We start from the raw sequence: 22,794 nt of genomic DNA on the forward strand, positions 1-22,794 counted from the left end.
ACGTGGCGGGCGAAAGGCCCCCCAAAGCCGAGGCGGCGGCGGTGGATCGCGCGCCGATAGACCGTTTCATCGCGATGCTGGCGGCCGAGCGCGGCGCGGCGCGCAACACGCTGCTCGCCTATCGCACCGACCTGGAAGGGGCGAGCGCGGCGCTGGACGCGGCGGGGCTCGTTGGGGCCGACGCGGAGGCGCTGCGCGGTCTTGCCGACCGATGGGCCGGACTGGCGGCTTCCTCGGTCGCGCGCAAATTGTCGGCGCTGCGCCGCTTCTACACCTTTCTGGAGGAGGACGGCGCGCGCGCCGACAATCCGGCGATGCGGATCGCGCGGCCCGGCCTGCGCCGCCCGCTGCCCAAGATCCTCTCCCATGAAGAGGTCGGCCGCCTGTTCGCCGTCGCCGAGGAGAAGGCAGGCGGAGACCATCCCCCGGCCCGGCATGTGCGCATGCTCGCGCTGCTCGAACTGCTCTACGGATCGGGGCTGCGCGCGACGGAGCTGGTTTCGCTGCCGCGCAATTCCATCCACCCCGACCGACCCTTCCTGATCCTGCGCGGCAAGGGCGGGCGGGAGCGGCTCGTGCCCGTTTCCGATCGCGCGCGGGCGACGGCGGCGCGCTGGGCGGGCCATGTCGACCCGGCGTCGCCCTGGCTGTTCCCGTCGGGCAAATCGCATCTCAGCCGCGTGCGCCTGTTCCAGATGGTGCGGGAACTGGGCGCGGCGGCGGGGATCGCGCCCGACCGGCTCAGCCCCCATGTGCTGCGCCACGCCTTCGCCACCCACCTGCTGTCGGGCGGGGCGGACCTGCGCGCGCTCCAGACGATGCTGGGCCATGCCGATATCGGCACGACGCAGATTTACACCCATGTGGACGCCTCGCATCTGGTGGAATTGGTCAATCGCCGTCATCCGCTCGTTGACCTGAGGCGCGGGGCGGCTTAACGGCAGGGCATGGTAAGTTTTCTCGATTTCGAAAAGCCCATCGCGGCGCTGGAAGCCCGCATCACCGAACTGCGCGAAACCGCCGCGACCGGCGAACTCGACATAGATGCCGAGATCGCCAAGCTGCAACAGCGCGCGCAGAAGATGCTGAAGGACAGCTATGCGAAGCTGACCCCGTGGCAGAAAACGCAGGTGGCCCGCCACCCGGAACGGCCGCATTTCAAGCATTATGTCGCGGGCATCTTCGAGGAGTTCATTCCGCTGGCGGGCGACCGCGCCTTTGCCGACGATCAGGCGATCCTGGGCGGCTTCGCGAAGCTGGGCACGCGGCGGGTGATGGTGATCGGCCATGAAAAGGGCGACGATACGGCGAGCCGCCTCAAGCATAATTTCGGCATGGGCAAGCCGGAGGGCTATCGCAAGGCGATCCGCCTGATGGAACTGGCCGATCGCTTCGGCCTGCCGGTGGTGACGCTGGTGGACACCTCCGGGGCCTTCCCCGGCGTGCAGGCGGAGGAGCGCGGGCAGGCCGAGGCCATCGCCCGATCGACCGAGGCCTGCCTCGCGCTGGGCGTGCCGATGGTCGCGGCGATCGTCGGCGAAGGCGGGTCGGGCGGCGCGATCGCGCTGGCGGCGGCCAACCGCGTGCTGATGTTCGAACATGCGGTCTACAGCGTGATCTCGCCCGAAGGCTGCGCGTCGATCCTCTGGCGCACCGCCGAGAAGGCGAGCGAGGCGGCCACCGCAATGCAGGTGACGGCGCAGGACCTGAAGGCGCTGGGCGTCATCGACCGCATCGTGCCGGAACCGGTCGGCGGCGCGCATCGCGACGCGGCGGCGGCGATCACCGCGCTGGGGCAGGCGATCGCCGAGGAACTGGACGGCCTGTCTTCCCTCGACGCCGACACGCTGCGCAAGGACCGGGGCGTAAAATTCCTCAACATGGGTGGATAAACCGCCCCTTCCTCCGCTATTCCGATAGGGAACAGCTCCCCGTGGCGGAGCGTTCCGGTGCTGGTCATGGAATGGACGAGACAAGGGGAGGTGGCCGATGAGCAGGACATATTGGATCGCGGGCGGAGGCGTCGCCGCGGCGCTGGTGGCGCTGGGTGCGTGTTCCGGCGGCGGCGCGGCACGCGACATCCCGCTCGCGACCTCGATCAGCGCCAGCGACAAGGAGCAGGGGGCGAAGGCGCATCCGGAATTGCTCAAGGAATTCGGCGGCGCCTATAGCGGGCCGCAGACCGCCTATGTGACGGGCGTGGGCCGCAAGATCGCCGTGCAGTCCAGCCTTTCCCGCGCGCAGAACGACTTCACCATCACCCTGCTCAATTCATCGGTGAACAACGCCTTTGCCATCCCCGGCGGCTATGTCTACATCACCCGCCAGTTGATGGCGCTGTGCAATGACGAGGCGGAGATGGCGGGCGTGCTGGGGCACGAGATCGGCCATGTGGCCGCGATGCACAGCCAGCGGCGGCAGAAGACAGCCACTCGCAACGCGATCGGCGGCGCGCTACTCCAGATCCTGACCGGTGCGGTGCTGGGCGATTCGGCGCTGGGCGGCCTGTTGCAGAAGGGCATCGGTTCGGGCGCGCAACTGCTGACGCTCAAATTCTCGCGCAGCCAGGAATATGAGGCGGACGATCTGGGCATCCGCTATCTGGCCTCGGCCGGTTACGACCCGAAGGCGCTGTCCGGCATGCTCGCCTCGCTCGCCGCGCAGAGCGCGCTCGATGCGCGGGTGGCGGGGCAGGCGGGCAATGTGCCGGAATGGGCGAGCACCCATCCCGATCCGGCCTCGCGCGTCACCCGCGCGCTGAACAAGGCGAAGGAAACCCGATCCACCAACACGCTGCGCAACCGCGATGCGTTCCTGAACGCGCTCGACGGCGTGACTTATGGCGACGATCCGGCGCAGGGCATCGTCAGCGGCGGGCGCTTCACCCATCCGCAACTGCGGCTGAGCTTCACCGCGCCCAACGGCTATGTGATGCTGAACGGCAGCGACGCGGTGACCATCAGCGGATCGGGCGGCAAGGCGCAGTTCGGCGGGGCCGCCTATTCGGGCGATCTGGGTACTTATGTCGCCTCCGTGTTCCGGTCGCTTTCGCAGAACAGCAGCCTGTCCGCCGATGCGGTGCGGCGCACGACCGTCAACGGTATCCCGGCCGCCTATGCGACGATGCGCGCGAACAGCCAGTCCGGGCAGATGGACGTCACCGTCTTCGCCTATGAGATGGGATCGGGATCGGCCTATCATTTCCTGACCATCGCGCCCGCAGGGCAGGGGCTGGGGCCGTTCAGCACCACGGTCCAGTCGCTCCGGCGGATCACCGCGCAGGAAGCCGCCGCCGTCAAGGCGCGCAAGGTGGACGTGGTGACGGTGAAGGCCGGAGAGACGATCGACACGCTCTCCGCCCGCATGGCCTTTGACGACCTGCGCAAGGAGCGGTTCCTGACCCTCAACGGGCTGACGGCATCCTCCGTGCTGAAGGCGGGGGACAAGGTGAAGATCGTTACCTATTGAACGGAAGATCGGGCTGGCGCCATGTTGCGCCGCCTCCTGAGATGCCAGCCTGCGCTGGCATGACGAGGGAGATCGGGATCGCCGCCCACGAAAAAGGGCGACGGGATGACCCGCCGCCCTCTTTTTTCCGTCAAAACCGGTCAGTCGATTACTGGCCGTTTTCGAGCGTCGTCGCAACATTGTTGAAGGTGTTGGTCAGCGAGTCGCCGACGCGGCCCATCGCCACGATCGCGGCAACCGCGATCAGAGCAGCGATCAGGCCATATTCGATGGCGGTGGCGCCTTCTTCATTCTTCAGCATCTTGCGGATGAACTGCATAATGTGTCTCCTTGAAATCGTAATGAACTACCCGGCCTTATGGTTTCCCAATTCAGCACCTGCCGTTTTATCAATTGCTGGTTGAGAAATTCCTAATAAGAGCCACGGATTTGTTAAAATGATGGTTAATCTTTATTAACCGAATTGGCGACATGGTTCCACATGTCGTTTGTCTTCAAAGCAACGTTCGATGCGGCGGTCACTATCGCCAGGAATATAAGCGAAACAATCAGAGCATATTCGATCGATGTCGCTCCCTTTTCATTTTGGGACAGGCGACCGTTAACTTTTTCGACATCATCTTCTTTCGAATCGCGCATCGGTTTTCTTTCATCGCGGGCGAGCGGCTTGGCAACATAAGCGGGGCCGGTTAATAAACTGATATGATGGACGCTTTATCTGTTTCTCAATCCGCCTCGAACCGCCCCGACTCCGCCCCAACGGCGGAAAGGGCGCGCCTTCTCGTCACCGCCGCCGCACTGGTCGATGCCGACGGCCGGATATTGGTGCAGCAGCGCCCGGAGGGCAAACCGATGGCGGGGTTGTGGGAATTCCCCGGCGGCAAGGTGGAGCCGGGCGAAACCCCCGAAGAGGCGCTGATTCGCGAGCTGAAGGAGGAACTGGGGATCAGCACGCACAAGAGCTGCCTTGCCCCCGTCACCTTCGCCAGCGAGCCACTGGGCGACCGCGACCTGCTGCTCCTGCTCTATATCTGCCGCAAATGGACGGGCGTGCCGCGCCTTCACCATGCCAGCCCGATGCAATGGGTGCGCCCGGCCGAGATGTTCAGCCTGCCGATGCCGCCCGCCGACTTGCCGATGATCGGCATATTGGACGCGCTGGTCTGAACGGGGACATATAATCCTTTCCCCCAAAAGAAGGACAGGGCTTCGACAAGCTCAGCCCGAACGGGGAAGGGGTCGGGCTTGGCTTTGGTCTCCGCCCCCTCAAATCTTCGACTTGAGCGCCTGCGCCAGCGAGACCGTGGCCGATCCGCGCCGTGCCGCTTTGGGCTGCGAGGGGTCGGGCTTCCAGCCGCTGAAATAGAGCAGCGAGAAATGCTCGGCGGTCTTGCCGTCAGGGTCCGCCGCCTCGGCGAAGGCGGCGCAGGCGCGGGCGATCACCTCGCGGGTCAGCGCGCCACGGCGCGGCGCGGTCATCACATTGCCATAGCCCATCCCCCGCAGGTCGCGCATCAGCGCCAGCGCGGTGGAATAGCGCACCGTCAACGCCTCCACATCCGCGACCGGCATCGCATAGCCCGCCCGCGCCAGCAGGTCGCCCGCCGACCGCACGTCGATCTGCGGATGGATATGGGGCGTGGGCCGGTCGCCTTCGGCCGCGAGCAAGGCGGATTTGAGGCGCGCGAGGCTGCCCGCGCCGACGCAGGCACCCAGCAGCAGCCCGTCGGGCCGCAGCAGCCGCCGCATCAGGATCAGCGCGCCGGGCAGGTCGTTGACGCTGTCGAGCGTCCCGCAGGCGAGGATCAGGTCGAAGCTTTCCCCGGCGAAGGGCAGGGCGTCCTCCTCCGCCTGCACCCCCCGGTTGGCGGCGGCGTTGCGCGCGCCGGGATCGCAGCAGGTCACCTCCTTGCCCAGCGCCCGCAGTGCCCGCGCGGCGCTTTCGTCCGGGCAGCCGATCAGCAGCACCTGCCGCAGCGGCCGCTGCACGTCGTCGAGCCGCTCCAGCAGCCCATCCAGCATATGGCGGTAGAGGAAATCATGATCGGCAAATCCATCGAACGCCCGGTCCCGCGCCAGCGCGCGCCGTTTCGGGTCGAAGATCAGCGGGGGGCCCTGCGGTTCGTCCATTTTCGGGCTTGTGCCGATCCGCGCCGCGATGGACAAGCATTATATGGGGGTATTTTCCTTTCTCTCCGCGATCGGCGGACCGATCCTCGGTTCCTTTTCCGCCAGGATCTGCAAGCCGATCCTCGATTCTTTTTCTGTCGGGATCTGCAAGCCGATCCTCGACTATGCGCTGCCGCTGCGCTGTCCCGGTTGCGGAACGATCACCGCCGAGCGGGACCGATTCTGCCTCGATTGCTGGGGGCAGCTCGATTTTCTGGGCGATCCCTGCTGCGCGCGTTGCGGCCTGCCTTTCGAACTGGAGCCGGATGGGCCGGGCAGCCAGTGCGGCCCGTGCGCGTCAGCGCCTCCGCCATGGCAAAGCGCGCGGGCGGCGCTCGCCTATGGAGAGATTGCGCGCAAGGTGGCCATTCGCCTCAAATATGGACGGCGCACCGGCATGGCGCGGCTGATGGCGCATTATATGGTGCCTCATATCCGCTCGATCGCCGAATCCGGGGATAGCCCGCTGCTGGTTCCGGTGCCGCTGCATCGCTGGCGGCTGTGGAACCGCGGGTTCAACCAGTCCGCGCTGATCGCCCGTCATCTGGGGGCGGCGACTGGCCTGCCCGCCGATCCCTTCCTGCTCCGGCGCTCCCGTTCCACCCGGCCGCTGCGCGCGATGAGCCCGCGCGCGCGGGAGAGGGAGGTTCGCGGCGCCTTCGCCATCGATCCCTCCCGCCGGGCGGCCCTGCGCGGGCGGACGGTCATCCTTATCGACGACGTGCACACCAGCGGCGCGACCGCGCGGGCCTGCACCGAAAGGCTGCTCGACGGCGGGGCCGCCGCCGTCCATCTGCTGTGCTGGGCGCGGGTGCTGCCGGGCGGGACGATTGACAAACATCATGGCGCACCCGATTTCGGCATGGGAAACAGTTGAAGGAGCCCTTCGGCCATGAGCCATGTCGAAATCTATACCAAGGATTATTGCGGATATTGCAGCCGCGCCAAGGCCCTGCTGCGCGACAAGGGCGTCGCGTTCGAGGAATATGACATCACCATGGGCGGCCCCAAGAGAACGGAGATGATCGAGCGTTCCAACGGCGGGATGACGGTGCCGCAGATTTTCATCGACGGCAGGCATGTCGGCGGATCGGACGATCTGGCCGCGCTCGACCGGGCGGGCAAGCTCGACCCGCTGCTGGGGCTATAGGAGGGCGGTGACGATGCGCGCAGCCCTGCTCCAGACCACCAGCGGCATCGATCCGGCGGCCAATGCGACGATGCTGGCCGATGCCATCGCCAGCGCGAAGCGGCAGGGGGCGGACATGCTCTTCACCCCCGAAATGGTCGGCTGCATCGATCAGGATCGCGCGCGCGCGACCGCGACCCTGCGCGACGAGGCGCATGACGTGGTGCTCGCGACCGTGCGGGAAGCCGCCGCGCGCGAAGGGCTATGGGTGCATATCGGCTCGCTCGGCCTGAAGGACGAGCGGTCGGACGGGCGGTGGAGCAATCGCAGCTTCGTCATCGACGCGGGCGGCGAAATCCGCGCACGCTACGACAAGATCCACCTGTTCGACGTCGATCTGCCCGATGGCGTGAGCTGGCGGGAATCCTCGGTCTACGGGCCGGGGGAAAGGGCGGTCGCGGTCGATACGCCATGGGGGCGCATCGGCCTTTCCATCTGCTACGACCTGCGCTTTGCCGATCTCTACCGGCGGCTGAGCGATGCCGGGGCGACGCTGCTGCTGGTTCCGGCAGCCTTCACCGTGCCCACAGGCCGCGCGCATTGGGAAACCCTGCTGCGCGCGCGCGCGATCGAATCGGCCGCGTTCCTGCTGGCCCCGGCGCAGACCGGGCGGCATGAGGACGGGCGGGAAACCTACGGCCACAGCCTCGCCATCGACCCGTGGGGGGAGGTGCTGCTCGACATGGGGGAGGAGCCGGGGCTGGCACTCGTCGATATTGATCTGGCGCGCATCGACGCGGTAAGGGCGCGAATCCCGGTGCTCACGCATCGGCGGATGTTGGAGGGAGGCGTCGCGGTCCTGTGATTGTGTTTGATCTGAAATGCTTGCGGGGCGGCCATGTGTTCGAAGGCTGGTTCGGGTCGAGCGAGGATTTCGAGCGGCAGAAGGTGGGTGGATTGCTGCTGTGCCCCTTTTGCGGCGATGTGGAGGTCGAAAAGGCGGTCATGGCGCCCGCGGTCGGCGCGAAGTCGAACCAGCGGGACGGCGGTGGCGTTCCGGCCCGGTTGCAGTCCGGCGCTCCGGCGGAAGGCGCCGCTGCAGGGGCGGCAACGGAGCGGACGCTTTCGATGCACAAGGGCATGGACAGCGAAAAGGTGGGGAAGCTGATGCAGGCGCTCGCCCATGCGCAGGCCGAGGCGCTGGCCGACAGCGAATGGGTGGGGCGACGCTTCGCCGAGGAAGCCCGCGCCATGCATTATGGCGAGGAGGACCAGCGCCCGATCCACGGCGAGGTGGACGCGCGGGAAGCGCGCGACCTGATCGAGGAAGGGGTGGAGGTCGCCCCGCTGCTCTTCCCGATCGTGCCGCCCAAGGCGCAGAATTGATGCGCGGGGATGCAAGCCGGTGGTTGAACCCGGCCGCATCCCCTCCTATAGCAGGCAAGCCGACACAACCGGCGCGCGCCCGTAGCTCAGCAGGATAGAGCATCAGATTCCTAATCTGGGGGCCACAGGTTCGAATCCTGTCGGGCGCGCCATTTCGGTTCAAAACCACGAACGCCTAGCACCGCCGCCTCTACGCCAGAGGCGGCGGTGAGGGTGCGGAGCAGTTCGGTGCGGGTGCCGAGGATGCGGACCTCGGTCTTGCTGACCACTTCGACGCGTTGCGCTATCGCTCGCAGATGGTCGCGGGCAAAGCTGCCATCATCGTTCCGCAGCTTGCGCTTGGCGGCCAGGGCGAACCGCCGCAGACTCTCGGCCGTGATCGCCGGGCCGATCTTCTCGATATGCGCGACCGCACGTTCGGCATCGCCTCTGGTCTGGTCGCGGATGACAGTCAGCTCGGCGATGCGATCCTTGAGCGACGAATCGCGCATGTCGATCAAGCCATCCTCAATCGCTTCATAGAGACGCTTGAGCTTCGTTTCCGCTTCGGTCGCGCGGCGCTCCAGCTCGGCGACGTGCTGGCGTCGGCGATCGACCCATTCGTCACGCCGGTCGATGATCTGATCCATAAGGGCTTCGAGCCGCTTCGGCTCCAGCAGGCGCGATTCCAGATGCTCGGCGACCGCCGCGTCCAGCTTGTCCATGGGGACCGTGAGGCCGGGGCAGCCTTTCGAGCCCTGCCGTGCCTTGGTCGAGCAGGTGTAATAGCGATACTTGCGACCGACGCTGCTGGTGCCGGTGCGCAGCGTCATCGCGCCGCCGCAGCAGGCGCAGAAGCAGATGCCGGTGAGCAGCGTCGTGCCGCCCACCGCGCGAGGCGGCATCGCCATCGGGCTACGCGCCTTCAATGACCGCTGGACGGCCTCCCATTCCGCCCGCGTGACGATCGGCGGCACTTCCATGACCGCGTGCTCGGCCTCCGGCTTGGGCGTGCGCGTCTTGTGGTCGCGGGTGTTGAAGCGATGCTCGCCGATATAGGTGGTGCGGGTGAGCACCTGATGCACGGCGGCCAAGCCCCAGCGTCCGCCGGTGCGCGTGCGGATGTTGTTGTCGTTGAGCCAGGTGGCGATCCGCTTGAGGCCCATAGCCCCGCTGTTGTCGATGCCGTTCAGCGCCATGCGGTAGATGAGCCGCACGGTCTCGGCATGGATCGGGTCGATCTCCAGCTTCTTCTTCAACTTCGCGCCGCGCTGTTCGGACACGACGATGCGATAGCCGATCGGCGCCCGCGCGCCGTTCCAGAAGCCTTGCCGCGCGTTTTCGTTCATCGCCCGCAGCGTGTGCTTGGCGTTCTCCTTGGACTGGTATTCGTCGAACAGCGTCATGATCTGGCGCATCATCACGCTCATCGGATCGTCGCCCAAATCCTGCGTGATGGAGACGAGCTTCACGCCGTTCTTCGCCAGTTTGCGGACGTAGAACTCGAACTGGAACTGGTCGCGGAAAAACCGGCTGAACGAGTGGACGACGATCACGTTGAACGCGGGCGGCTTTTCCATCGCCGCATCGATCATCGCCTGGAATGAGGGCCGGCGATCATCGGTCGCGGTGTTGCCCGGCTCGACGAACTCGGCCGCGATTTCCCAGCCTTTGCTCAGGCAATGGCCTGCCATCTGCCGCCGCTGATCGGGGATCGACAGGTCATGCTCGGCCTGCCGGCTGGTCGAGACGCGCATGTAGAGTGCAGCGCGGGCAGTCGCCATGACCGGCGTGGCCTCATCGACGCGAATGGCGGCGGCGTTGGTCATGGGATAATGCTCCTCAGTTCATGGCAAGGGACCGAGCAGCGCGTCCAATTCCTTGCGTAGATGGCCTTCGATGACGCGAAGCTCCGTGTCACCGATCGGCACCTGCTCGGGCCAGTCATCGGTGACGACGATCGGGCGGTCATTTTCGACCGCACGAGTGCGGGTTGATGGGCGGCGGCGCGGCGGCGCGTGCATATAATCGTGGAGGTCTTCGAGACCTTCCGACCAACGGCGGGGCGCACGACGGCGACGTTTGCGAGACAAAGCCATGTGCGAACGCTGCCGTGCGATACCGCACGATGCAAATGGCGTAATGGAGCGTAGTAGAGATAAGTGCTCACGGCGGGTTCGGCGAAGCTGCTTCCAGCCGCTCCCGCACTTCCGACTCGTTGGCGGCCTCCAGCAGCGCTGCCCAATCGTCGGGTGGATTGCCCTTGTCGAGCATCTTGCGGAACACCGCATAGGCGTCTGACTTCGACCCGTAGGTGCGCAGCGTGTTCCCATCGTTAACCCACGCGAAGACTATGATCTTCGCGCTCGTGCTGTAGCGGAAGAACAGCCGGAACCGCCCCGCGCCGAACTTTGCGCGGAACCAATGCTTGCGGTCGTCCCCCAACGTGCCGCCCTGACGATACTCCGCCCGTGTCGGGTCTTGCGGGATGATCTCGAACACGAGCTGGCGAAGCGCCGCCAGCAGCTTTGCGTTGGCGGACTTGCGCCAGTTTCGCGGGTCTTTAGTCCGTGCGCGCTCGACCGCCGCAGTCAGTTTCTCGATCTGGTCGAGAAATAGCGGGTGCGCAAACAATTCCCATTCGTTGACGGCAACCATCGTTTAAAGCTCGACATCGCCATCGATCGGCGCGTCGAGATCTACGGCGATCCCTTTTGTCAGTCCGATGATCCGCTCCGCCAGAGCGGGCGACAGGGCGGCCAGCGCCTCGGGCCGGCGTCTGATGTCAGTGGCAAGGAACGCCAGAAAGCTGTCGATCGCTGGATCGTCGTTTTCGGCATCGGCGCGATGGACCGTGACACCACGTTCATCGACGCGGAAGGCGATGCGGCCACCATAATCGACGCCGAGTGCCTGGCGCACGGACTTTGGGACGGTGGTCTGCCCTTTGGCAGTGATGGTGCTGATTTCCTCAAGCAAAGCGGGCATGACAAACCTCCAGTTTCAACAAGGAGGTAAGGTAATTTCCTTACTTTGTCAAGGGTGACATATGACTTGACAGCGGCGAGCCAAGCTAACGGTGCACCCGAAGCCTTGCCACTGGAGAGTGCACTCAGGCGACGCCTATCAAAGATCGCCCGCAAGGTAATTGAACCTGCATGGAAGCGAGCCTGCTCGCTGTCTCTCACTACGCGCCGCAGGCGGCGCGGGAGTGGCTAAGGACGCTGTCCTCGCGCCGGTCAAGGGAAGTGGAACCGTCCGGGGCGGTATCCCCGGCCTTCCGCGGCAAGCCTTGTGCAGGCCGGGTGATCCCCCTCCACCCCGGACGCCCTTGCCCGTTGCTACCCCGGTCTCGCCGACGGGCAGAAGATCAGGCGCGGCGTTCCGCTTCGCTGACCTTCAGACCCAAAGGATTTGAGACATGACAGGCAATGCAAAGGCTCCCCGCAATGCGATCTTCAATGCGGATTGCATCGACGTAATGCAGGCTTTAGATACCGGCACGGTGGATTTCATTCTGACCGATCCGCCCTATGTGACCCGCTACCGGGACCGCCAGGGGCGCAAGGTGGCGAACGACGATAACGGCCGCTGGCTCCGTCCGGCTTTCCACGGGATGCACCGCGTTTTGAAGGATGGCGGCTTTTGCGTCAGCTTCTACGGCTGGAACAAGGTCGATCTGTTCATGGACGCATGGAAGGCGGCGGGCTTCCGCATCGTCGGCCATCTTGTGTTCCGCAAGCGCTATGCGTCGTCGGCCCGCTTCCTTCGCTATGAGCATGAGCAAGCCTATTTGCTGGCGAAGGGTAATCCGTCCCGTCCCGCGCGGCCCATCCCCGACGTGCTGGACTTCCCCTATACCGGGAACCGGCTGCACCCCACGCAGAAGCCCATTGAGGCGCTGGCGCCCCTGATCGAGGCGTTCACCCAGCCGGGCGAGCTTGTGCTGGACCCGTTCAGCGGCAGCGGCTCGACACTGGCGGCAGCGCAGCAGCTTGGCCGTGACTGGACCGGCATCGAGCTGGACAACGGGCACTATCACACCGCCAGCAAGCGCCTTGCCTCGCGGCGGCATCACCGGGCGGCCGCATAGGTCGCCCCTCTTTTTCCGACACATGCGCCCGCCCATGCGGCGGGCGCTCACGCAAGGAATCATGTCATGCGCTGGATTACACGTTCGACTATATGGGCGGCTGTCTGGGCTTGGGAGAAAACGCCGAAGGCATCCTATTGCGCGCCGACCGCGAGGAAGGTGACAGCCTGCCGATGGAGTTTCGGCTATATGACGCACGCGGCCAGCTTTGCTTTGAAGGGCGGTGCGGCGACATCGACGCCGATTGGTGGCACGGCTTCGAACCGCTGATATTCGCCTGGAACAGCCATGCGCGCTGTCGGCGGCTCACCTACCGCCGCGCCGACCCGCGCGCCCAATGGCGCTCGTTCGCGCCCTTTCCCCACCGATAGGGCTCCGCAACGCTTCCTGCCACCGCCGCCGGCCCCCTGAACCGGCGGCGGCCGCGCGTCTCGAAGGTCCGCTCGGCCGCTATACAGGCGCGCTCGCCGGGCGTGCGCCCGGCTCGCCATCTGAAACAACGCATAAATGGCTAGTCGGTCTGATCGCTCGTTACCTCGGCGACAAGATCGGCTGGCGTAACGTCAAGAGCCGAGGCCAGGTGAAACAGCGTGACCACTGTCGGGTTACGTCGGCCCCTTTCAAGATCACTTACATATTGCTGGGTAAAGCCGGACGTTTCGGCAAAGCGCTCTTGAGTGAAGCCCTTTTCCTTTCTTAATCGGGCGAAGTTCATCCCTACAAGGTAGCGCATATCCATGTGCGCGAGACTGGACGATACATCCTATCCGGTTTATCCCATATAAGTTGTATTGAGCTTCGCTGTTGCGGAGTATGCGCGCAACTATGCCCTGCACGCGCGTAGAATCGCCTTCGTTTCAGTTTAAAAGGGTTAACGGGGCTGGAGACTGAGGACATGATGAGCGGCAAGCATTTCGAGGATCGCGCGCCCGACCCGCCGCAGCTCACTGTCTATGATGAGGAACATCTGGCGGATTATCTACGGCTGCTCGACGCCGACGACGACGGCACCGACTGGCGCGATATTGCGGTGCGTATTTTCGGCATCGATCCCGCCGCCGAGCCCGAGCGGGCACAGGAAATGCACGCGAGCCATCTGGCCCGAGCACGCTGGATGACCGAAGTCGGCTATGCCTGGCTGCTCGGGCCGCTCGCCACGAAACAGCGTTAACAACTTGGCCTGACAGGATTTTTTGTTCAGAATCGCCGTGCAACACTCGCATGGTTCGGCGCGGCCTTCGCGCTGTCGGATGACCTGCCGCCTGCCGATCCTGAGTATCCAGAGTCCGCGCAAAAAGCGCAGCGGGGAGGATGCTCATGCCGACGCCACCACCACGCCCCCGGCGTGCCGGTCAGAAGCCGGACGCGCTCGGCAGGGCCGAATTCGCCGCCGCCTTCCTGCGGCGCAATCGCCGCTATCGCGCCGATCACGACAGCATGGTCCACCGCATAGCGGATGGCGCGGCAAGCAAGGACGCTGCCTCGGCGGCGCTCGCGCGCCGATGGGGGTTGTCTTTTCGCCTGTATCCCGGATGACCTGCCGGACACCGTGATCTGGCGGCCAGAGCTGACCGCCATCACCGTGATCCTCGATGCCGTTCCCGAGAGTTTTGCCGGCGCGGTGGTCGATCCGCTGGCGCTCGGCACACTGCTCGCCGACCAGGCCGGACTTGACGGCCGCCATGTCGTTGTCGCGGATGCTGCCGGCGGGCACCGGCTATGGCTGCGTGATCCGACGCCCGGTCGGCCGCTCGCCGCGATCATCCCGCTGGACAAGGATTTCGTTACTCGCATCGCCAGCTTGCAGCGCTTCCACCGTCGCCTGTTCGGCAAAGCCGCCGGTCCCCTGCCACGCGGCTGGCCGCTCACCGCCTATCGGCGGACGCGGCTCGAACTGATGCTACGCGCGCTCGATTTGCGCCTCGGCGGCGCCACCTACCGCGACATCGCCATTGCGCTCGGCAAGGACGAAGCCGCCCATCTGTCCGCGACCGAATGGAAGACGTCGGGCGTCCGTTCCTGCGTCTATCGCCTGGTCCGCGATGCCCACACCATGATGAACGGCGACTATCGCAAGCTGCTGCGTATCCGCTGACCGCACTGGCCTCGCAACCCGTTTGCGAAGGGTGGGCACATCGGTGCGGTTACGAATCTTCATACTCCACCGGGGCGTCGATACTTCGCCAATTTCGCCTCCTGCCGACACGAACCGCAGGAGCCGATCCTTGACCAATTCGCCCGCCAACCTGCCACCGCGCTTCCTGCGGACGCCCGAGGCGGCGCGTTTCCTCGGTCTGTCCGGCCGCACGCTGGAGAAGCACCGCTATTTCGGCACCGGCCCTGCCTATCGGCGCATCGGCGGCCGGGTGGTCTATTCGGTGGACGACCTGCGTGCCTGGGCCGATCTCGGCACCAAATATTCGACCTCCGATCCGGGCCAGGACGATCTCATGCCCCGCCGGGATTCGAGCATCGTGCAGAGCCGCCGATGACGCCGCGCGCCGCTTCTCCTTCCGGCGAACGCGCCCAGCTTGCGCTGTTCCCCTCGCTCGGCGGCGACATAGCCCCGCGCGATGCCCAGGACCTTATGTCCTGGCCGTTTTTCAGCCTCGCCAAGCGCAGGCGGGTAACGCCGATCGACTTCCGCATGGGAAGCACATGGATTTCGGTCGAGGCCGTGCCCGAGCATGGCATGGCGACCATCTGGGACGCCGACGTGCTGATATGGGCGGCAAGCCAGATCGTCGCCGCACGCGACGCGGGCCTGCCCACCTCACGGCTGATGGCGGCGACACCGCATCAAATCCTGACCTTCACCGGGCGCGGCACCGGCAAGGATCACTATGATCGCCTGAAAGCGGCGCTCGACCGCCTGCAATCCACCACTGTCGCCACGTCGATCCGCCAGCAGCACCAGCGCCGTCGCCATCGCTTCTCCTGGATCAACGAGTGGCAGGAGCGGCTCGACGGCAATGGTCGCCCGCTCGGGCTGGAACTGATCCTGCCTGACTGGTTCTATGCCGGGGTGGTCGATCACACGTTCGTCCTGACGATCGACCGCGCCTATTTCGATCTCACCGGCGGGCTCGAACGCTGGCTCTACCGGATCGTGCGCAAGCATGGCGGCCGCCAGACCGGAGGCTGGTCCTTCGATTTCTCCCATCTGCATCTCAAGTCGGGCGTGCTGTCGCCGCTCAAGCAATTCGCGTTCGAGCTGCGTGGCATCGTCCAGCGCCAACCCCTGCCAGGATACACATTGGCGATCGACCGCGCCCTTGGCCGGGAGCGGCTGACCTTCGCGCCGGTTCCTGCCGATCCCTTCGAGGCGGCGGCGCGGCGCATGGGCATCCGGCTTGTGGATAACCGGCCATGAGACTCGGCCTATTGAAAACCGCCGGACTCGGCCGATTAAAAACCGCTGACTCGGCCTATAAAAAACCGGAGTGGCTCGCAAACCCGCAGAAATCCTCGCGGAATCGGCCCCCTTCTAACTATGCTAATAGAATAGAATCCTTCGGATTCTTGCTAACGCGGATTCGCGTTGTGGATAGCCGGCGATGATCGCCGTCCAGCACTTCGGCAGCATCTCGGGCGGCAAGGACAGCCAGGCCGTCCTTTGCCGGATGGTCGAGCGGATCGAGCGCAAGGGGCTGGCAGCGTTCTGCAACCGAGCGCCGCGCTTCCTCTCGGCCGACAACGGCCACGAAAACCCGATCACGCTCGATCACATCGCTTATCTCGACGATTGGCTGCGGCAGCGCGTCGGCCTGCACATCGAAATCGTATCGGCGAACGACGTGCCGGGCCTCACCGATGCGGCCGCCTTTGCCCGCAAGCGCGAGATGCTCCGCGAGGAATGGACGAAGGAGAAACGGCGGACGCGCCATAAGGGCGCGTGCAACCAGCGCCGGGCGGCATGGCAGGCAGGCACGATCACCAGGGCCGAGTGGATCGCCCGATGCGATTGCCCCGTGCTGGTATCGCCGCCGGTCCCCGATCCTCTGATCGAGCGCGCGCTCGCGCTGCTGCATCCCACCGGCATCCCGTTCCTCGACATGGCGACGCTCCACGGTCGGTTTCCCGGCACGAAGACGCGCTTCTGCACCGACGAAACCAAACTCATCCCGATGATGCACCGCAAGCGTCCGCTGCTCGACGCGGGTGTGTCGATCATCGACTGGATCGGCGAGCGGGCCGACGAAAGCCCGGCGCGGGCGAAGAAACCGCCGGTCCAGTCCAAGCGGCAGCCGACCGGCGCGCGGCATGTGCTCTATCGCCCCATCTTCCGCTGGTCGGCCGCCGACGCATTCGCCATCTCCGAGCGCCACGGCCTCAAGCATAACCCGCTCTACACGATGGGGATGAGCCGGGTCGGCTGCTCGACCTGCATCATGGTCAAAAAACGCGAGCTACGCGCCTGGGCCATGCGCTTTCCGGCCGAGGTGGGCCGCGTGCGGGAGTGGGAACGGCTGGTCAGCCTCGTTTCGCGTCGCACCGCGGCAACCGGAACGCCGGCATCCCTTCTGCCCGCACCGACAGTCCCCGGCGATCCCGACGATCATGGCCGGGCAACCATCGACAGGGCGATCGACTGGGCGCGAACCGGCAGAGGCGGCCGCAACTACGACCTGTTCATTGAGCTGGAGCAGCGCGAGGCCGACGAGAACGGCCTGCTTTGCGACAGCGAATACGGGCTTTGCGAATGATGCGCGCGCTCGACCTGTTCAGCGCGGCGGCGGGTGGCTGGTCGCTCGGCCTGCATCGCGCCGGTTTCGTCACCGTGGCCGCCTGCGAGATCATCGAATGGCGCCGCATCCTCTACGCGGAGAACAATCCCCATGTCCGCCTCTACGCCGACGTGCGTGACCTCACGGCAGCTCGACTTCTTTCAGACCTCGGGATGCTCCCCGACATCATCGTCGGATCGCCGCCCTGCCAGGACATCTCCAGCGCCAACACCAAAGGCAAGGGGATCGACGGCGAGCGGTCGGGCCTCTACCTCGAAGCCATCCGCCTTGTCGGAGATTGCCGCCCTCGCTGGTTCGCTTTTGAGAACAGCGCTAATCTGCGAACTCGCGGCGCGGACCGGCTGCTCGATGCGCTGGAAACGCTCGGCTACGCCTGCGAACCGTGCGTGGTGGGTGCTGGCGACGTCGGCGCCAACCATGTCCGCAAGCGCTCATGGCTCATCGGTTACGACCCCGAACAGCTTGCCGACGCCGGTATCCAACTCGGGGATGAGGCTCGAAGGCGGCTCGGGAGCGCGCCGGAAGATGGAAGCGTCGGGCCTGTTCGCGTTCTTCCGAGATCCGAAACTGCCCACGCCGCGCACCAGCGACGCCGCGCACGGCCCGGAAATGTGCAAGGTTCATGGAGAGAAGCGCACGGGCATGAACCTGCCGACGATGTTGCACCCGGCGGCACTGAACAGACTGCCGACCCCGATGGCATCGGACGGGATGACGGACGGTGCGGGCGGCGGGGCGGGATCGACATATCCGCTACGGACGATCCTGGCGACGCCCCGCAAGTCGGACGCGGATCGGGGCGGTCGGGGCGATGTCCTGAGCCAGTTGCAGGGTCACGCCAGCCGTCATGCGGGGATGATGCCGACGCCGGTGAAGCCGAACGGCGGCCGTCGATTGAGCGCCCAGGAGATCGAGACGGGGCGCCGGACGAATGGCGCAAAGGCGCAGATCGATACGCCGAATCTGCTGCGCCACGCGGCGGAAATCCTGCCGACCCCGACGAAGCGCGACAGCCGGATGGACGGCTGGAGTCCGGCCTACGACCGGAGGAAATCGCCGACGATGGACGCGGTGATGGACGGGGCAATGACCGACCGGGCGCCGGACAAATGGGCGGGCGCGAGGGCGCTGGCGGCGATGCTGCGGAACCATGGGCTGACTGGAACGGCGGCCTTGCCCATCACCTATGGCTGGATGATGGGCTTTCCGCCTGGGTGGCTGACACGCGCATTGCGATCGGCGGTCCACGCGGGACATCTGCGGCCAGCCTGATCGTCGAAGCCTTCGGCGACGCTGTTCTTCCGCAAGTCCCCGAAGCCATCGGCCGCGCGATCCTGCGCACCGAAGCCGCGCTCGACCTCGTGTTCGGGCGAACATCCATCGACATTCCAGGAGAGGAACGATGAGCGATCCCGCGCGTCCGCCGCGCATAGACTTCAGCGGCTTTGCCGAAGCGTTGCGCCGCCAGGCGAATAATCCGCTGCAACACCGACCCATCACCACGGCCATCTCCCGCCCGGCGCAGCAATCGCGCCTGACCGAAGTGGAACTGATCTGGATCGAGCAGAAGCTGGAGCACTGGATCCGCTTCGGCCGGATCGCGCAGGAGCGCATCGTTACGCGCCGCACCCGCATCATGGGCTTCCGGCCTGGCGCGATCTTCGCCTTCGTCCGCTGGATGGCGAACGACTATGGCACGGTCAGCTCGCGCATCGACGTGGTGCGCGCGGTCAATGCTGGCGAGCCCTACACGACGCTGCCTTTCGTGCGCCCAGGCGGCGAAGTCCTCCTGCATATCGAAAGCTGGCCCAAGGTGAGCCAGGTGCTTGCGGCCATCGACGCGGTGGAAGCTGCCAGCGTCGATCCCTGCGATGCCGCGCCCGATCACTGGCGGCACGTTCATAACCGCATCACCGCCGGCCAAGAGCCGCGCGCCTACACGCTGGAGCGCCATCGCGCATGGCTTCGTCGCCGGGAGATCGAGGGATGACCCGGTTCGGCTATGTCATGGTGACGGTGCTGGCGGCGGAACTGTTCGCTGCCTTGTTCATCGCTGTCGCCGCACTCGACCCGAACCCGCGCCTGATCTGGAACGCCAGTGCGAGCGCGCCGATCGGACTCTACCGGATCGCCGCCGACAACGATCCGCCAGTCGGCACGCTGGTGGCGGTCACGCCGCCCGAACATCTCGCGCGCTGGCTTTCGGCGCGCGGCTATCTGCCCGAAGGCGTGCCGCTGCTTAAAGCTGTCGCCGCCAGGCCCGGACAGCGCGCGTGTCGGATCGGCGACGTGGTGAGCGTCGATGCCCGGCCGGTCGCCGTTGCCCGTTCTCACGATAGTCGGGGCCGCGCCCTGCCAGTGTGGCAGGGCTGCCGGACGCTCGCATCGGATGAATTGCTGCTGCTCAACCCGGCCGTGCCCGGCAGCATGGACGGCCGCCATTTCGGGCCGCTGCCGGCTTCCACGCTGCTCGGTCGGGCAATCCCGATCCTCACCCGCGATACGCCCGACGCTCCGCTCACTTGGCGGGGGATGGGATCATGAAGCGCCGGGCCTTCATCATCGTGCTGGCGCTCGGATTGCAGCCGCTTTGCGCTTCCGTCGCGGACGCGCAGCAACCGGCAGACGCTCAGGCTGCGCATCCCTATGCACTCCACGTTGCCGACGCCGCGCGTCGCTTCGGCATCCCCGAACGCTGGATATGGGCCGTCATGCGCGTCGAGAGCCGGGGCAATTCCCGCGTAATCTCGCCCGCCGGTGCTATGGGCCTGATGCAGATCATGCCCGGCACCTGGGCGAACCTGCGCACCCGCCACGGGCTGGGGAGCGATCCCTTCGACGTGCGCGGCAACATCATGGCGGGCGCGGCCTATCTGCGCGCCATGTATGATCGCTACGGCAATGCCACGGCGATGCTGGCGGCCTATAATGCCGGGCCGGGACGCTACGACGAGCATCTGTCGCGTGGCCGTCCACTGCCCGCCGAGACGCGCGGCTATCTGGCGAAACTGGCGCCGATGGTCGGTGGCGCGGACGACGTGCAGCTTGCCGTTGCGACGTCGCCCGATCCCTTCTCCTGGCGTCGGGCATCGTTGTTCGCGGCGCGGGCGACCAACAGTCCGGCTGCACCGGATGCGGCGCTGGATGAACGCCCGGCCGACGTTCGCGCCGCGGTCCAGCCGACTGCCAACGGCCTGTTCGTCGCACTGTCAGCGCAGAGGCAGCCATGAAGATTGCCTACGCCGATCCGCCCTATATCGGCTGCGCGCATCTCTATCGCGGCCATCCCGACTATGCGGGCGAAGTCGATCACGGTGCGCTGATCGAGCAGCTTGAGCGCGACTATGATGGCTGGATATTGCACGCCGCCGCGACGCCGCGTTCGATCGCCGTCCTCGCACCGCTGGTCGAACGGACGGGCGCGCGCTGGATGGCCTGGGTGAAGGGCTTTGCCGCCTTCAAGCGCAACGTGCCGGTCGCTCATGCCTGGGAACCTGTCATCGTGAAGCCCGCGCGCAAGCCGGTCGTCAGCAAGCGGCTGATCATGCGCGACTGGATACAGGAGAGCATCACGCTGCGTCGCGGCCTTGCCGGTGCCAAGCCTGAAGCCGTCTGCCATTGGGCGTTCGAGATGGTCGCCGCGCGTCCCGACGACATGCTCGACGACCTGTTCCCCGGCACCGGCGCCGTCGCCGAAGCGTGGCGCACCTGGCGCCTCAAATTCGCGTTGCCGGACGATCCGGCCACGGTTCCGCCGCAGTCTGGTCGCGCACCGTCCCCCGGCCGGCAGGAGGCCGGCACGCCATGATCGGCCACGTTTTCAGTTTGCCCGGCTCGACGGGGGAAGTGTCTGGAAGGGCAGGAAAAAGCCGAAGAAAGGGACGGCAAGATACAAGCCGCACCCCATTTTGCCGAAAAGCCGGGGCTTTTCCGTGGCTTCATGCGGGTGCATCGGTCGGCGAGCGTGCCGCTCGGAAGGAAAAGGCCAGCAATTTCAAAGCGCCGAATGGCACCATAGGCCATTTTCGGCGGAAAGCGCGCCGGTCATGACCGAGGACAGCGATTTCCGCGTCCGGCCGGGCAAGGCCAAGCGCAGCAGCGCACAGGGACGCAATGCGCGCGGCCTGGTCGCCGAGGTGCTGCGCGTCGCCGCACGCAGCGGCGGAGGCCGGAGACTCGGCTGGGGTGGAGCGCGCCGACGAGGGCAATCGAACTTCGGCCGTGGCCGCACGGCCTTCGCACGCAGCCGCCTGTTCGGATCGGGCCGGCGCGCGGTGGTCAAGATGCTGCCCGTTACCCGCTTCCACCGGAACGGGCAGCCGAAGGCGCCGCTATCCGCGCACATCACCTATCTCAAACGTGAGGGCGTCACCCGCGACGGATCGCCCGCGCGGATGTTCGACGCCAACGGCGATGGCGCCGACGATCGAGCCTTCGCCGATCGCTGCAAAGACGACCGGCATCATTTCAGGATCGTCGTCTCGCCCGAGGACGCGGCGGACCTCACCGATCTGCGCGAATACACCCGCGATCTCGTTCGGCAGATGGAAGCCGATCTCGGCACAAAGCTGGATTGGGTCGCCGTCGATCATTGGAACACCGACAACCCGCACGTCCATCTGCTCGTGCGCGGGGTCAACGACCAGGGGCAGGATCTCGTAATCAGCCGCGACTATATCAGTCACGGCTTGCGCTCGCGCGCCGAGGAACTGGCCCTGGCCGAACTCGGGCCGAAGCCCGAGCATGAAATCCAGCGCGCGCTCGACCGCGAGGTGACGGCCGAACGCTGGACCCGGCTCGACGCCGAGATCAGCCGCTCGGCCGACGAGCTGGGCGTCATCGACCTTCGTCCCGAACGGCCCGGCCAGGACGATCCGCGCTTGCGGCGATTGATGACCGGGCGCTTGCAGTATCTTGAGACGATGGGGCTCGCGGCCGAGGCCGAGCCCGGTCAATGGGTGATGGCCGAGGGCGCACAAGCCAAGCTGCGCGACCTGGGCACGCGCGGCGATATCATCCGAACCATCGGCCAGGCATTGAGGGATCGCGGCCAGGACCGGCCGCTCGACAGCTATGCGCTCGTGAGCAGCGCGCCGGAAAAGCCGATTATCGGACGGCTGATCGACAAGGGGTTGCACGATGAGTTGACCGGCACGGCTTATGCCGTGATCGACGGCACGGACGGTCGCACCCACCATGTCCGGCTTCCCGGCATCGAGGCGCTGGAGCACAGCCCCGACCGGGGTGGCGTCGTCGAACTGCGCGCTACGGCCAGGGCGGGCGAGCAGAAGCCCACGCTGTTCCTCGCCACCCGCTCCGATCACGACCTTGCCGTCCAGGTGAAGGCGCCCGGCGCGACCTGGCTCGACCATCGGCTGATCGAGCGCGGCGCTGGCGTCGCGGACGGTGGATTCGGCGCCGAGGTGCGCCGCGCGATGGACCAGCGCACCGACCATCTCGTCCGCGAGGGACTGGCGCGGCGCTATGGTGATCGTGTCGTCTTGCAGCGCAATCTTCTCGACACGCTGCGTCGCCGTGAAATGGACGCGGCTGGCGCGCGGATCGCCGCAGAGACGGGCCTTGAATACCGGCCCACCACTGCGGGTGAGAAAATCGCCGGCATCTGCCGCCAGCGCCTCGCGCTCACCTCCGGTCGCTTCGCCATGATCGACGACGGGCTCGGGTTCAGCCTCGTGCCCTGGTCGCACGGCCTTGAACGCCAGCTCGGTCGGCAGGTCGCAGGCGTCATGCGCGGTGGCGGCATCGACTGGACGCTCGGTCGCCAGCGCGGGCTCGGCCTTTAACCTTCCAAGGAGATTTCC

Annotated in this window: 30 protein-coding genes and 1 tRNA gene; 23 read left to right on the forward strand and 8 right to left on the reverse strand. The window is 66.1% G+C overall.

Translation table 11 applies throughout. The annotated features are described in order from the left end of the window. Window positions 1-2 precede the first annotated feature (2 nt). The 3 genes from GGR43_RS10150 (at window position 3) to GGR43_RS10160 (ending at window position 3,468) form a co-directional block, all read left to right on the forward strand. Window positions 3-938 (forward strand): tyrosine recombinase, encoded by a 936-nt coding sequence (locus GGR43_RS10150; RefSeq protein ID WP_284277183.1) that lies wholly within the window; start codon window positions 3-5, stop codon window positions 936-938. A 9-nt stretch (window positions 939-947) separates the two neighbouring features. Continuing rightward, a complete protein-coding gene (locus GGR43_RS10155) occupies window positions 948-1,892 on the forward strand; it encodes an acetyl-CoA carboxylase carboxyltransferase subunit alpha (protein ID WP_188071867.1) in 945 nt (314 codons plus the stop codon). A gap of 97 nt (window positions 1,893-1,989) precedes the next feature. Then, complete coding sequence (locus tag GGR43_RS10160) at window positions 1,990-3,468, forward strand: M48 family metalloprotease (RefSeq protein ID WP_188071868.1); 1,479 nt, start codon at window positions 1,990-1,992, stop codon at window positions 3,466-3,468. Between the two features lie 148 nt (window positions 3,469-3,616). On the opposite strand, the gene GGR43_RS10165 is transcribed toward GGR43_RS10160, so the two are convergent. Beyond that, the gene (locus GGR43_RS10165; RefSeq protein WP_188071869.1) at window positions 3,617-3,787 is read right to left on the reverse strand and encodes a Flp family type IVb pilin; all 171 of its coding nucleotides are present in this window, start codon (window positions 3,785-3,787) and stop codon (window positions 3,617-3,619) included. A gap of 125 nt (window positions 3,788-3,912) precedes the next feature. Then, complete coding sequence (locus tag GGR43_RS10170) at window positions 3,913-4,107, reverse strand: Flp family type IVb pilin (protein ID WP_188071870.1); 195 nt, start codon at window positions 4,105-4,107, stop codon at window positions 3,913-3,915. A 63-nt stretch (window positions 4,108-4,170) separates the two neighbouring features. On the opposite strand from GGR43_RS10170, the gene GGR43_RS10175 reads away from it, so the two are divergent. Next, window positions 4,171-4,635, forward strand: coding sequence for a (deoxy)nucleoside triphosphate pyrophosphohydrolase (locus GGR43_RS10175; RefSeq protein ID WP_425502185.1), 465 nt, complete (start codon window positions 4,171-4,173; stop codon window positions 4,633-4,635). Window positions 4,636-4,734: 99 nt separating this feature from the next. Here GGR43_RS10175 and GGR43_RS10180 read toward each other — a convergent pair whose 3' ends face one another. Next, window positions 4,735-5,598, reverse strand: a complete 864-nt coding sequence (locus GGR43_RS10180) for a methyltransferase domain-containing protein (RefSeq protein WP_188071871.1) — start codon at window positions 5,596-5,598, stop codon at window positions 4,735-4,737. A gap of 43 nt (window positions 5,599-5,641) precedes the next feature. On the opposite strand from GGR43_RS10180, the gene GGR43_RS10185 reads away from it, so the two are divergent. From GGR43_RS10185 to GGR43_RS10205, 5 genes are all read left to right on the forward strand, one after another. Beyond that, the gene (locus tag GGR43_RS10185; RefSeq protein WP_223177387.1) at window positions 5,642-6,514 is read left to right on the forward strand and encodes a ComF family protein; all 873 of its coding nucleotides are present in this window, start codon (window positions 5,642-5,644) and stop codon (window positions 6,512-6,514) included. 15 nt (window positions 6,515-6,529) lie between these two features. Next, on the forward strand, window positions 6,530-6,787 hold the full coding sequence (gene grxC / locus GGR43_RS10190) for a glutaredoxin 3 (protein ID WP_188071872.1): 258 nt from the start codon (window positions 6,530-6,532) through the stop codon (window positions 6,785-6,787). Window positions 6,788-6,800: 13 nt separating this feature from the next. Beyond that, window positions 6,801-7,631 carry a carbon-nitrogen hydrolase family protein gene (locus GGR43_RS10195; protein WP_188071873.1) on the forward strand — a complete coding sequence of 277 codons (831 nt, stop codon included), beginning with the start codon at window positions 6,801-6,803 and terminating at the stop codon, window positions 7,629-7,631. Then, window positions 7,628-8,152, forward strand: coding sequence for a DUF1178 family protein (locus GGR43_RS10200; protein ID WP_188071874.1), 525 nt, complete (start codon window positions 7,628-7,630; stop codon window positions 8,150-8,152). The genes GGR43_RS10195 and GGR43_RS10200 overlap by 4 nt, the downstream gene beginning before the upstream one ends. Window positions 8,153-8,227: 75 nt before the next feature. Then, a tRNA-Arg gene (locus GGR43_RS10205) sits at window positions 8,228-8,304 on the forward strand. Here the strand turns inward: GGR43_RS10205 and GGR43_RS10210 are convergent. The 4 genes from GGR43_RS10210 to GGR43_RS10225 all read right to left on the reverse strand — a co-directional run bounded on the left by GGR43_RS10210 (window position 8,263) and on the right by GGR43_RS10225 (window position 11,119). Continuing rightward, window positions 8,263-9,960 (reverse strand): recombinase family protein, encoded by a 1,698-nt coding sequence (locus tag GGR43_RS10210; RefSeq protein ID WP_188071967.1) that lies wholly within the window; start codon window positions 9,958-9,960, stop codon window positions 8,263-8,265. The genes GGR43_RS10205 and GGR43_RS10210 overlap by 42 nt on opposite strands. Before the next feature lie 18 nt (window positions 9,961-9,978). Further along, window positions 9,979-10,155: a hypothetical protein gene (locus tag GGR43_RS10215; RefSeq protein WP_188071983.1), complete on the reverse strand. Its 177-nt coding sequence runs from the start codon at window positions 10,153-10,155 to the stop codon at window positions 9,979-9,981. A gap of 142 nt (window positions 10,156-10,297) precedes the next feature. Next, window positions 10,298-10,789, reverse strand: coding sequence for a type II toxin-antitoxin system YhaV family toxin (locus tag GGR43_RS10220; protein WP_188071875.1), 492 nt, complete (start codon window positions 10,787-10,789; stop codon window positions 10,298-10,300). Window positions 10,790-10,792: 3 nt separating this feature from the next. Continuing rightward, window positions 10,793-11,119, reverse strand: coding sequence for a type II toxin-antitoxin system PrlF family antitoxin (locus GGR43_RS10225; protein ID WP_188071876.1), 327 nt, complete (start codon window positions 11,117-11,119; stop codon window positions 10,793-10,795). Between the two features lie 433 nt (window positions 11,120-11,552). Between GGR43_RS10225 and GGR43_RS10230 the strand changes: the two genes are divergently transcribed. Further along, the gene (locus tag GGR43_RS10230) at window positions 11,553-12,224 is read left to right on the forward strand and encodes a DNA methyltransferase (protein WP_188071877.1); all 672 of its coding nucleotides are present in this window, start codon (window positions 11,553-11,555) and stop codon (window positions 12,222-12,224) included. 92 nt (window positions 12,225-12,316) lie between these two features. Further along, entirely contained in the window at window positions 12,317-12,595 is a 279-nt protein-coding gene (locus GGR43_RS10235; protein WP_223177388.1) for a hypothetical protein, read from the forward strand. 140 nt (window positions 12,596-12,735) lie between these two features. Here the strand turns inward: GGR43_RS10235 and GGR43_RS10240 are convergent, their stop codons facing one another. Further along, entirely contained in the window at window positions 12,736-12,957 is a 222-nt protein-coding gene (locus GGR43_RS10240; protein ID WP_343054474.1) for a helix-turn-helix domain-containing protein, read from the reverse strand. 165 nt (window positions 12,958-13,122) lie between these two features. On the opposite strand from GGR43_RS10240, the gene GGR43_RS10245 reads away from it, so the two are divergent. The 12 genes from GGR43_RS10245 (at window position 13,123) to GGR43_RS10300 (ending at window position 22,776) form a co-directional block, all read left to right on the forward strand. Then, the gene (locus GGR43_RS10245; protein ID WP_188071968.1) at window positions 13,123-13,395 is read left to right on the forward strand and encodes a DNA -binding domain-containing protein; all 273 of its coding nucleotides are present in this window, start codon (window positions 13,123-13,125) and stop codon (window positions 13,393-13,395) included. 146 nt (window positions 13,396-13,541) lie between these two features. Then, window positions 13,542-13,760, forward strand: coding sequence for a transcriptional regulator domain-containing protein (locus GGR43_RS10250; protein WP_188071879.1), 219 nt, complete (start codon window positions 13,542-13,544; stop codon window positions 13,758-13,760). Between the two features lie 13 nt (window positions 13,761-13,773). Further along, on the forward strand, window positions 13,774-14,319 hold the full coding sequence (locus tag GGR43_RS10255; RefSeq protein WP_284277184.1) for a DUF2285 domain-containing protein: 546 nt from the start codon (window positions 13,774-13,776) through the stop codon (window positions 14,317-14,319). 130 nt (window positions 14,320-14,449) lie between these two features. Continuing rightward, window positions 14,450-14,716: a helix-turn-helix transcriptional regulator gene (locus GGR43_RS10260; RefSeq protein WP_125726080.1), complete on the forward strand. Its 267-nt coding sequence runs from the start codon at window positions 14,450-14,452 to the stop codon at window positions 14,714-14,716. Then, a complete protein-coding gene (locus GGR43_RS10265; RefSeq protein ID WP_125726078.1) occupies window positions 14,713-15,597 on the forward strand; it encodes a replication initiator protein A in 885 nt (294 codons plus the stop codon). The genes GGR43_RS10260 and GGR43_RS10265 overlap by 4 nt, the downstream gene beginning before the upstream one ends. A 184-nt stretch (window positions 15,598-15,781) precedes the next feature. Beyond that, window positions 15,782-16,930: a phosphoadenosine phosphosulfate reductase domain-containing protein gene (locus GGR43_RS10270; RefSeq protein WP_125726076.1), complete on the forward strand. Its 1,149-nt coding sequence runs from the start codon at window positions 15,782-15,784 to the stop codon at window positions 16,928-16,930. Further along, complete coding sequence (locus GGR43_RS10275; RefSeq protein ID WP_125726074.1) at window positions 16,927-18,378, forward strand: DNA cytosine methyltransferase; 1,452 nt, start codon at window positions 16,927-16,929, stop codon at window positions 18,376-18,378. Before GGR43_RS10270 ends, GGR43_RS10275 begins: the two co-directional genes overlap by 4 nt. Further along, the gene (locus GGR43_RS10280) at window positions 18,375-18,962 is read left to right on the forward strand and encodes a DUF2840 domain-containing protein (protein ID WP_125726072.1); all 588 of its coding nucleotides are present in this window, start codon (window positions 18,375-18,377) and stop codon (window positions 18,960-18,962) included. The genes GGR43_RS10275 and GGR43_RS10280 overlap by 4 nt, the downstream gene beginning before the upstream one ends. Continuing rightward, window positions 18,959-19,516 carry a S26 family signal peptidase gene (locus tag GGR43_RS10285; protein ID WP_125726070.1) on the forward strand — a complete coding sequence of 186 codons (558 nt, stop codon included), beginning with the start codon at window positions 18,959-18,961 and terminating at the stop codon, window positions 19,514-19,516. Before GGR43_RS10280 ends, GGR43_RS10285 begins: the two co-directional genes overlap by 4 nt. Continuing rightward, entirely contained in the window at window positions 19,513-20,202 is a 690-nt protein-coding gene (locus GGR43_RS10290) for a lytic transglycosylase domain-containing protein (RefSeq protein WP_125726068.1), read from the forward strand. Before GGR43_RS10285 ends, GGR43_RS10290 begins: the two co-directional genes overlap by 4 nt. Then, window positions 20,199-20,780 carry a hypothetical protein gene (locus GGR43_RS10295; RefSeq protein WP_223177389.1) on the forward strand — a complete coding sequence of 194 codons (582 nt, stop codon included), beginning with the start codon at window positions 20,199-20,201 and terminating at the stop codon, window positions 20,778-20,780. Before GGR43_RS10290 ends, GGR43_RS10295 begins: the two co-directional genes overlap by 4 nt. Before the next feature lie 238 nt (window positions 20,781-21,018). After that, window positions 21,019-22,776: a relaxase/mobilization nuclease domain-containing protein gene (locus GGR43_RS10300; protein ID WP_125726066.1), complete on the forward strand. Its 1,758-nt coding sequence runs from the start codon at window positions 21,019-21,021 to the stop codon at window positions 22,774-22,776. The last annotated feature ends 18 nt before the right edge of the window (window positions 22,777-22,794 follow it).

Origin of the sequence: Sphingobium jiangsuense (genome assembly GCF_014196495.1) — a bacterium.
GTDB classification, from domain to species: Bacteria; Pseudomonadota; Alphaproteobacteria; order Sphingomonadales; family Sphingomonadaceae; genus Sphingobium; species Sphingobium jiangsuense.

Excerpts from the sequence above, each read along its gene's own strand:
- GGR43_RS10155 (WP_188071867.1), top strand. The coding sequence starts at position 948 with ATGGTAAGTTTTCTCGATTTCGAAAAGCCCATCGCGGCGCTGGAAGCC.
- GGR43_RS10160 (WP_188071868.1), top strand. The coding sequence starts at position 1,990 with ATGAGCAGGACATATTGGATCGCGGGCGGAGGCGTCGCCGCGGCGCTG.
- GGR43_RS10165 (WP_188071869.1), bottom strand. The coding sequence starts at position 3,787 with ATGCAGTTCATCCGCAAGATGCTGAAGAATGAAGAAGGCGCCACCGCC.
- GGR43_RS10170 (WP_188071870.1), bottom strand. The coding sequence starts at position 4,107 with ATGCGCGATTCGAAAGAAGATGATGTCGAAAAAGTTAACGGTCGCCTG.
- GGR43_RS10175 (WP_425502185.1), top strand. The coding sequence starts at position 4,171 with ATGATGGACGCTTTATCTGTTTCTCAATCCGCCTCGAACCGCCCCGAC.
- GGR43_RS10180 (WP_188071871.1), bottom strand. The coding sequence starts at position 5,598 with ATGGACGAACCGCAGGGCCCCCCGCTGATCTTCGACCCGAAACGGCGC.
- GGR43_RS10185 (WP_223177387.1), top strand. The coding sequence starts at position 5,642 with ATGGGGGTATTTTCCTTTCTCTCCGCGATCGGCGGACCGATCCTCGGT.
- grxC (WP_188071872.1), top strand. The coding sequence starts at position 6,530 with ATGAGCCATGTCGAAATCTATACCAAGGATTATTGCGGATATTGCAGC.
- GGR43_RS10195 (WP_188071873.1), top strand. The coding sequence starts at position 6,801 with ATGCGCGCAGCCCTGCTCCAGACCACCAGCGGCATCGATCCGGCGGCC.
- GGR43_RS10210 (WP_188071967.1), bottom strand. The coding sequence starts at position 9,960 with ATGACCAACGCCGCCGCCATTCGCGTCGATGAGGCCACGCCGGTCATG.
- GGR43_RS10215 (WP_188071983.1), bottom strand. The coding sequence starts at position 10,155 with ATGCACGCGCCGCCGCGCCGCCGCCCATCAACCCGCACTCGTGCGGTC.
- GGR43_RS10220 (WP_188071875.1), bottom strand. The coding sequence starts at position 10,789 with ATGGTTGCCGTCAACGAATGGGAATTGTTTGCGCACCCGCTATTTCTC.
- GGR43_RS10225 (WP_188071876.1), bottom strand. The coding sequence starts at position 11,119 with ATGCCCGCTTTGCTTGAGGAAATCAGCACCATCACTGCCAAAGGGCAG.
- GGR43_RS10230 (WP_188071877.1), top strand. The coding sequence starts at position 11,553 with ATGACAGGCAATGCAAAGGCTCCCCGCAATGCGATCTTCAATGCGGAT.
- GGR43_RS10235 (WP_223177388.1), top strand. The coding sequence starts at position 12,317 with ATGGGCGGCTGTCTGGGCTTGGGAGAAAACGCCGAAGGCATCCTATTG.
- GGR43_RS10240 (WP_343054474.1), bottom strand. The coding sequence starts at position 12,957 with ATGCGCTACCTTGTAGGGATGAACTTCGCCCGATTAAGAAAGGAAAAG.
- GGR43_RS10245 (WP_188071968.1), top strand. The coding sequence starts at position 13,123 with ATGAGCGGCAAGCATTTCGAGGATCGCGCGCCCGACCCGCCGCAGCTC.
- GGR43_RS10250 (WP_188071879.1), top strand. The coding sequence starts at position 13,542 with ATGCCGACGCCACCACCACGCCCCCGGCGTGCCGGTCAGAAGCCGGAC.
- GGR43_RS10265 (WP_125726078.1), top strand. The coding sequence starts at position 14,713 with ATGACGCCGCGCGCCGCTTCTCCTTCCGGCGAACGCGCCCAGCTTGCG.
- GGR43_RS10270 (WP_125726076.1), top strand. The coding sequence starts at position 15,782 with ATGATCGCCGTCCAGCACTTCGGCAGCATCTCGGGCGGCAAGGACAGC.
- GGR43_RS10275 (WP_125726074.1), top strand. The coding sequence starts at position 16,927 with ATGATGCGCGCGCTCGACCTGTTCAGCGCGGCGGCGGGTGGCTGGTCG.
- GGR43_RS10280 (WP_125726072.1), top strand. The coding sequence starts at position 18,375 with ATGAGCGATCCCGCGCGTCCGCCGCGCATAGACTTCAGCGGCTTTGCC.
- GGR43_RS10285 (WP_125726070.1), top strand. The coding sequence starts at position 18,959 with ATGACCCGGTTCGGCTATGTCATGGTGACGGTGCTGGCGGCGGAACTG.
- GGR43_RS10290 (WP_125726068.1), top strand. The coding sequence starts at position 19,513 with ATGAAGCGCCGGGCCTTCATCATCGTGCTGGCGCTCGGATTGCAGCCG.
- GGR43_RS10295 (WP_223177389.1), top strand. The coding sequence starts at position 20,199 with ATGAAGATTGCCTACGCCGATCCGCCCTATATCGGCTGCGCGCATCTC.
- GGR43_RS10300 (WP_125726066.1), top strand. The coding sequence starts at position 21,019 with ATGACCGAGGACAGCGATTTCCGCGTCCGGCCGGGCAAGGCCAAGCGC.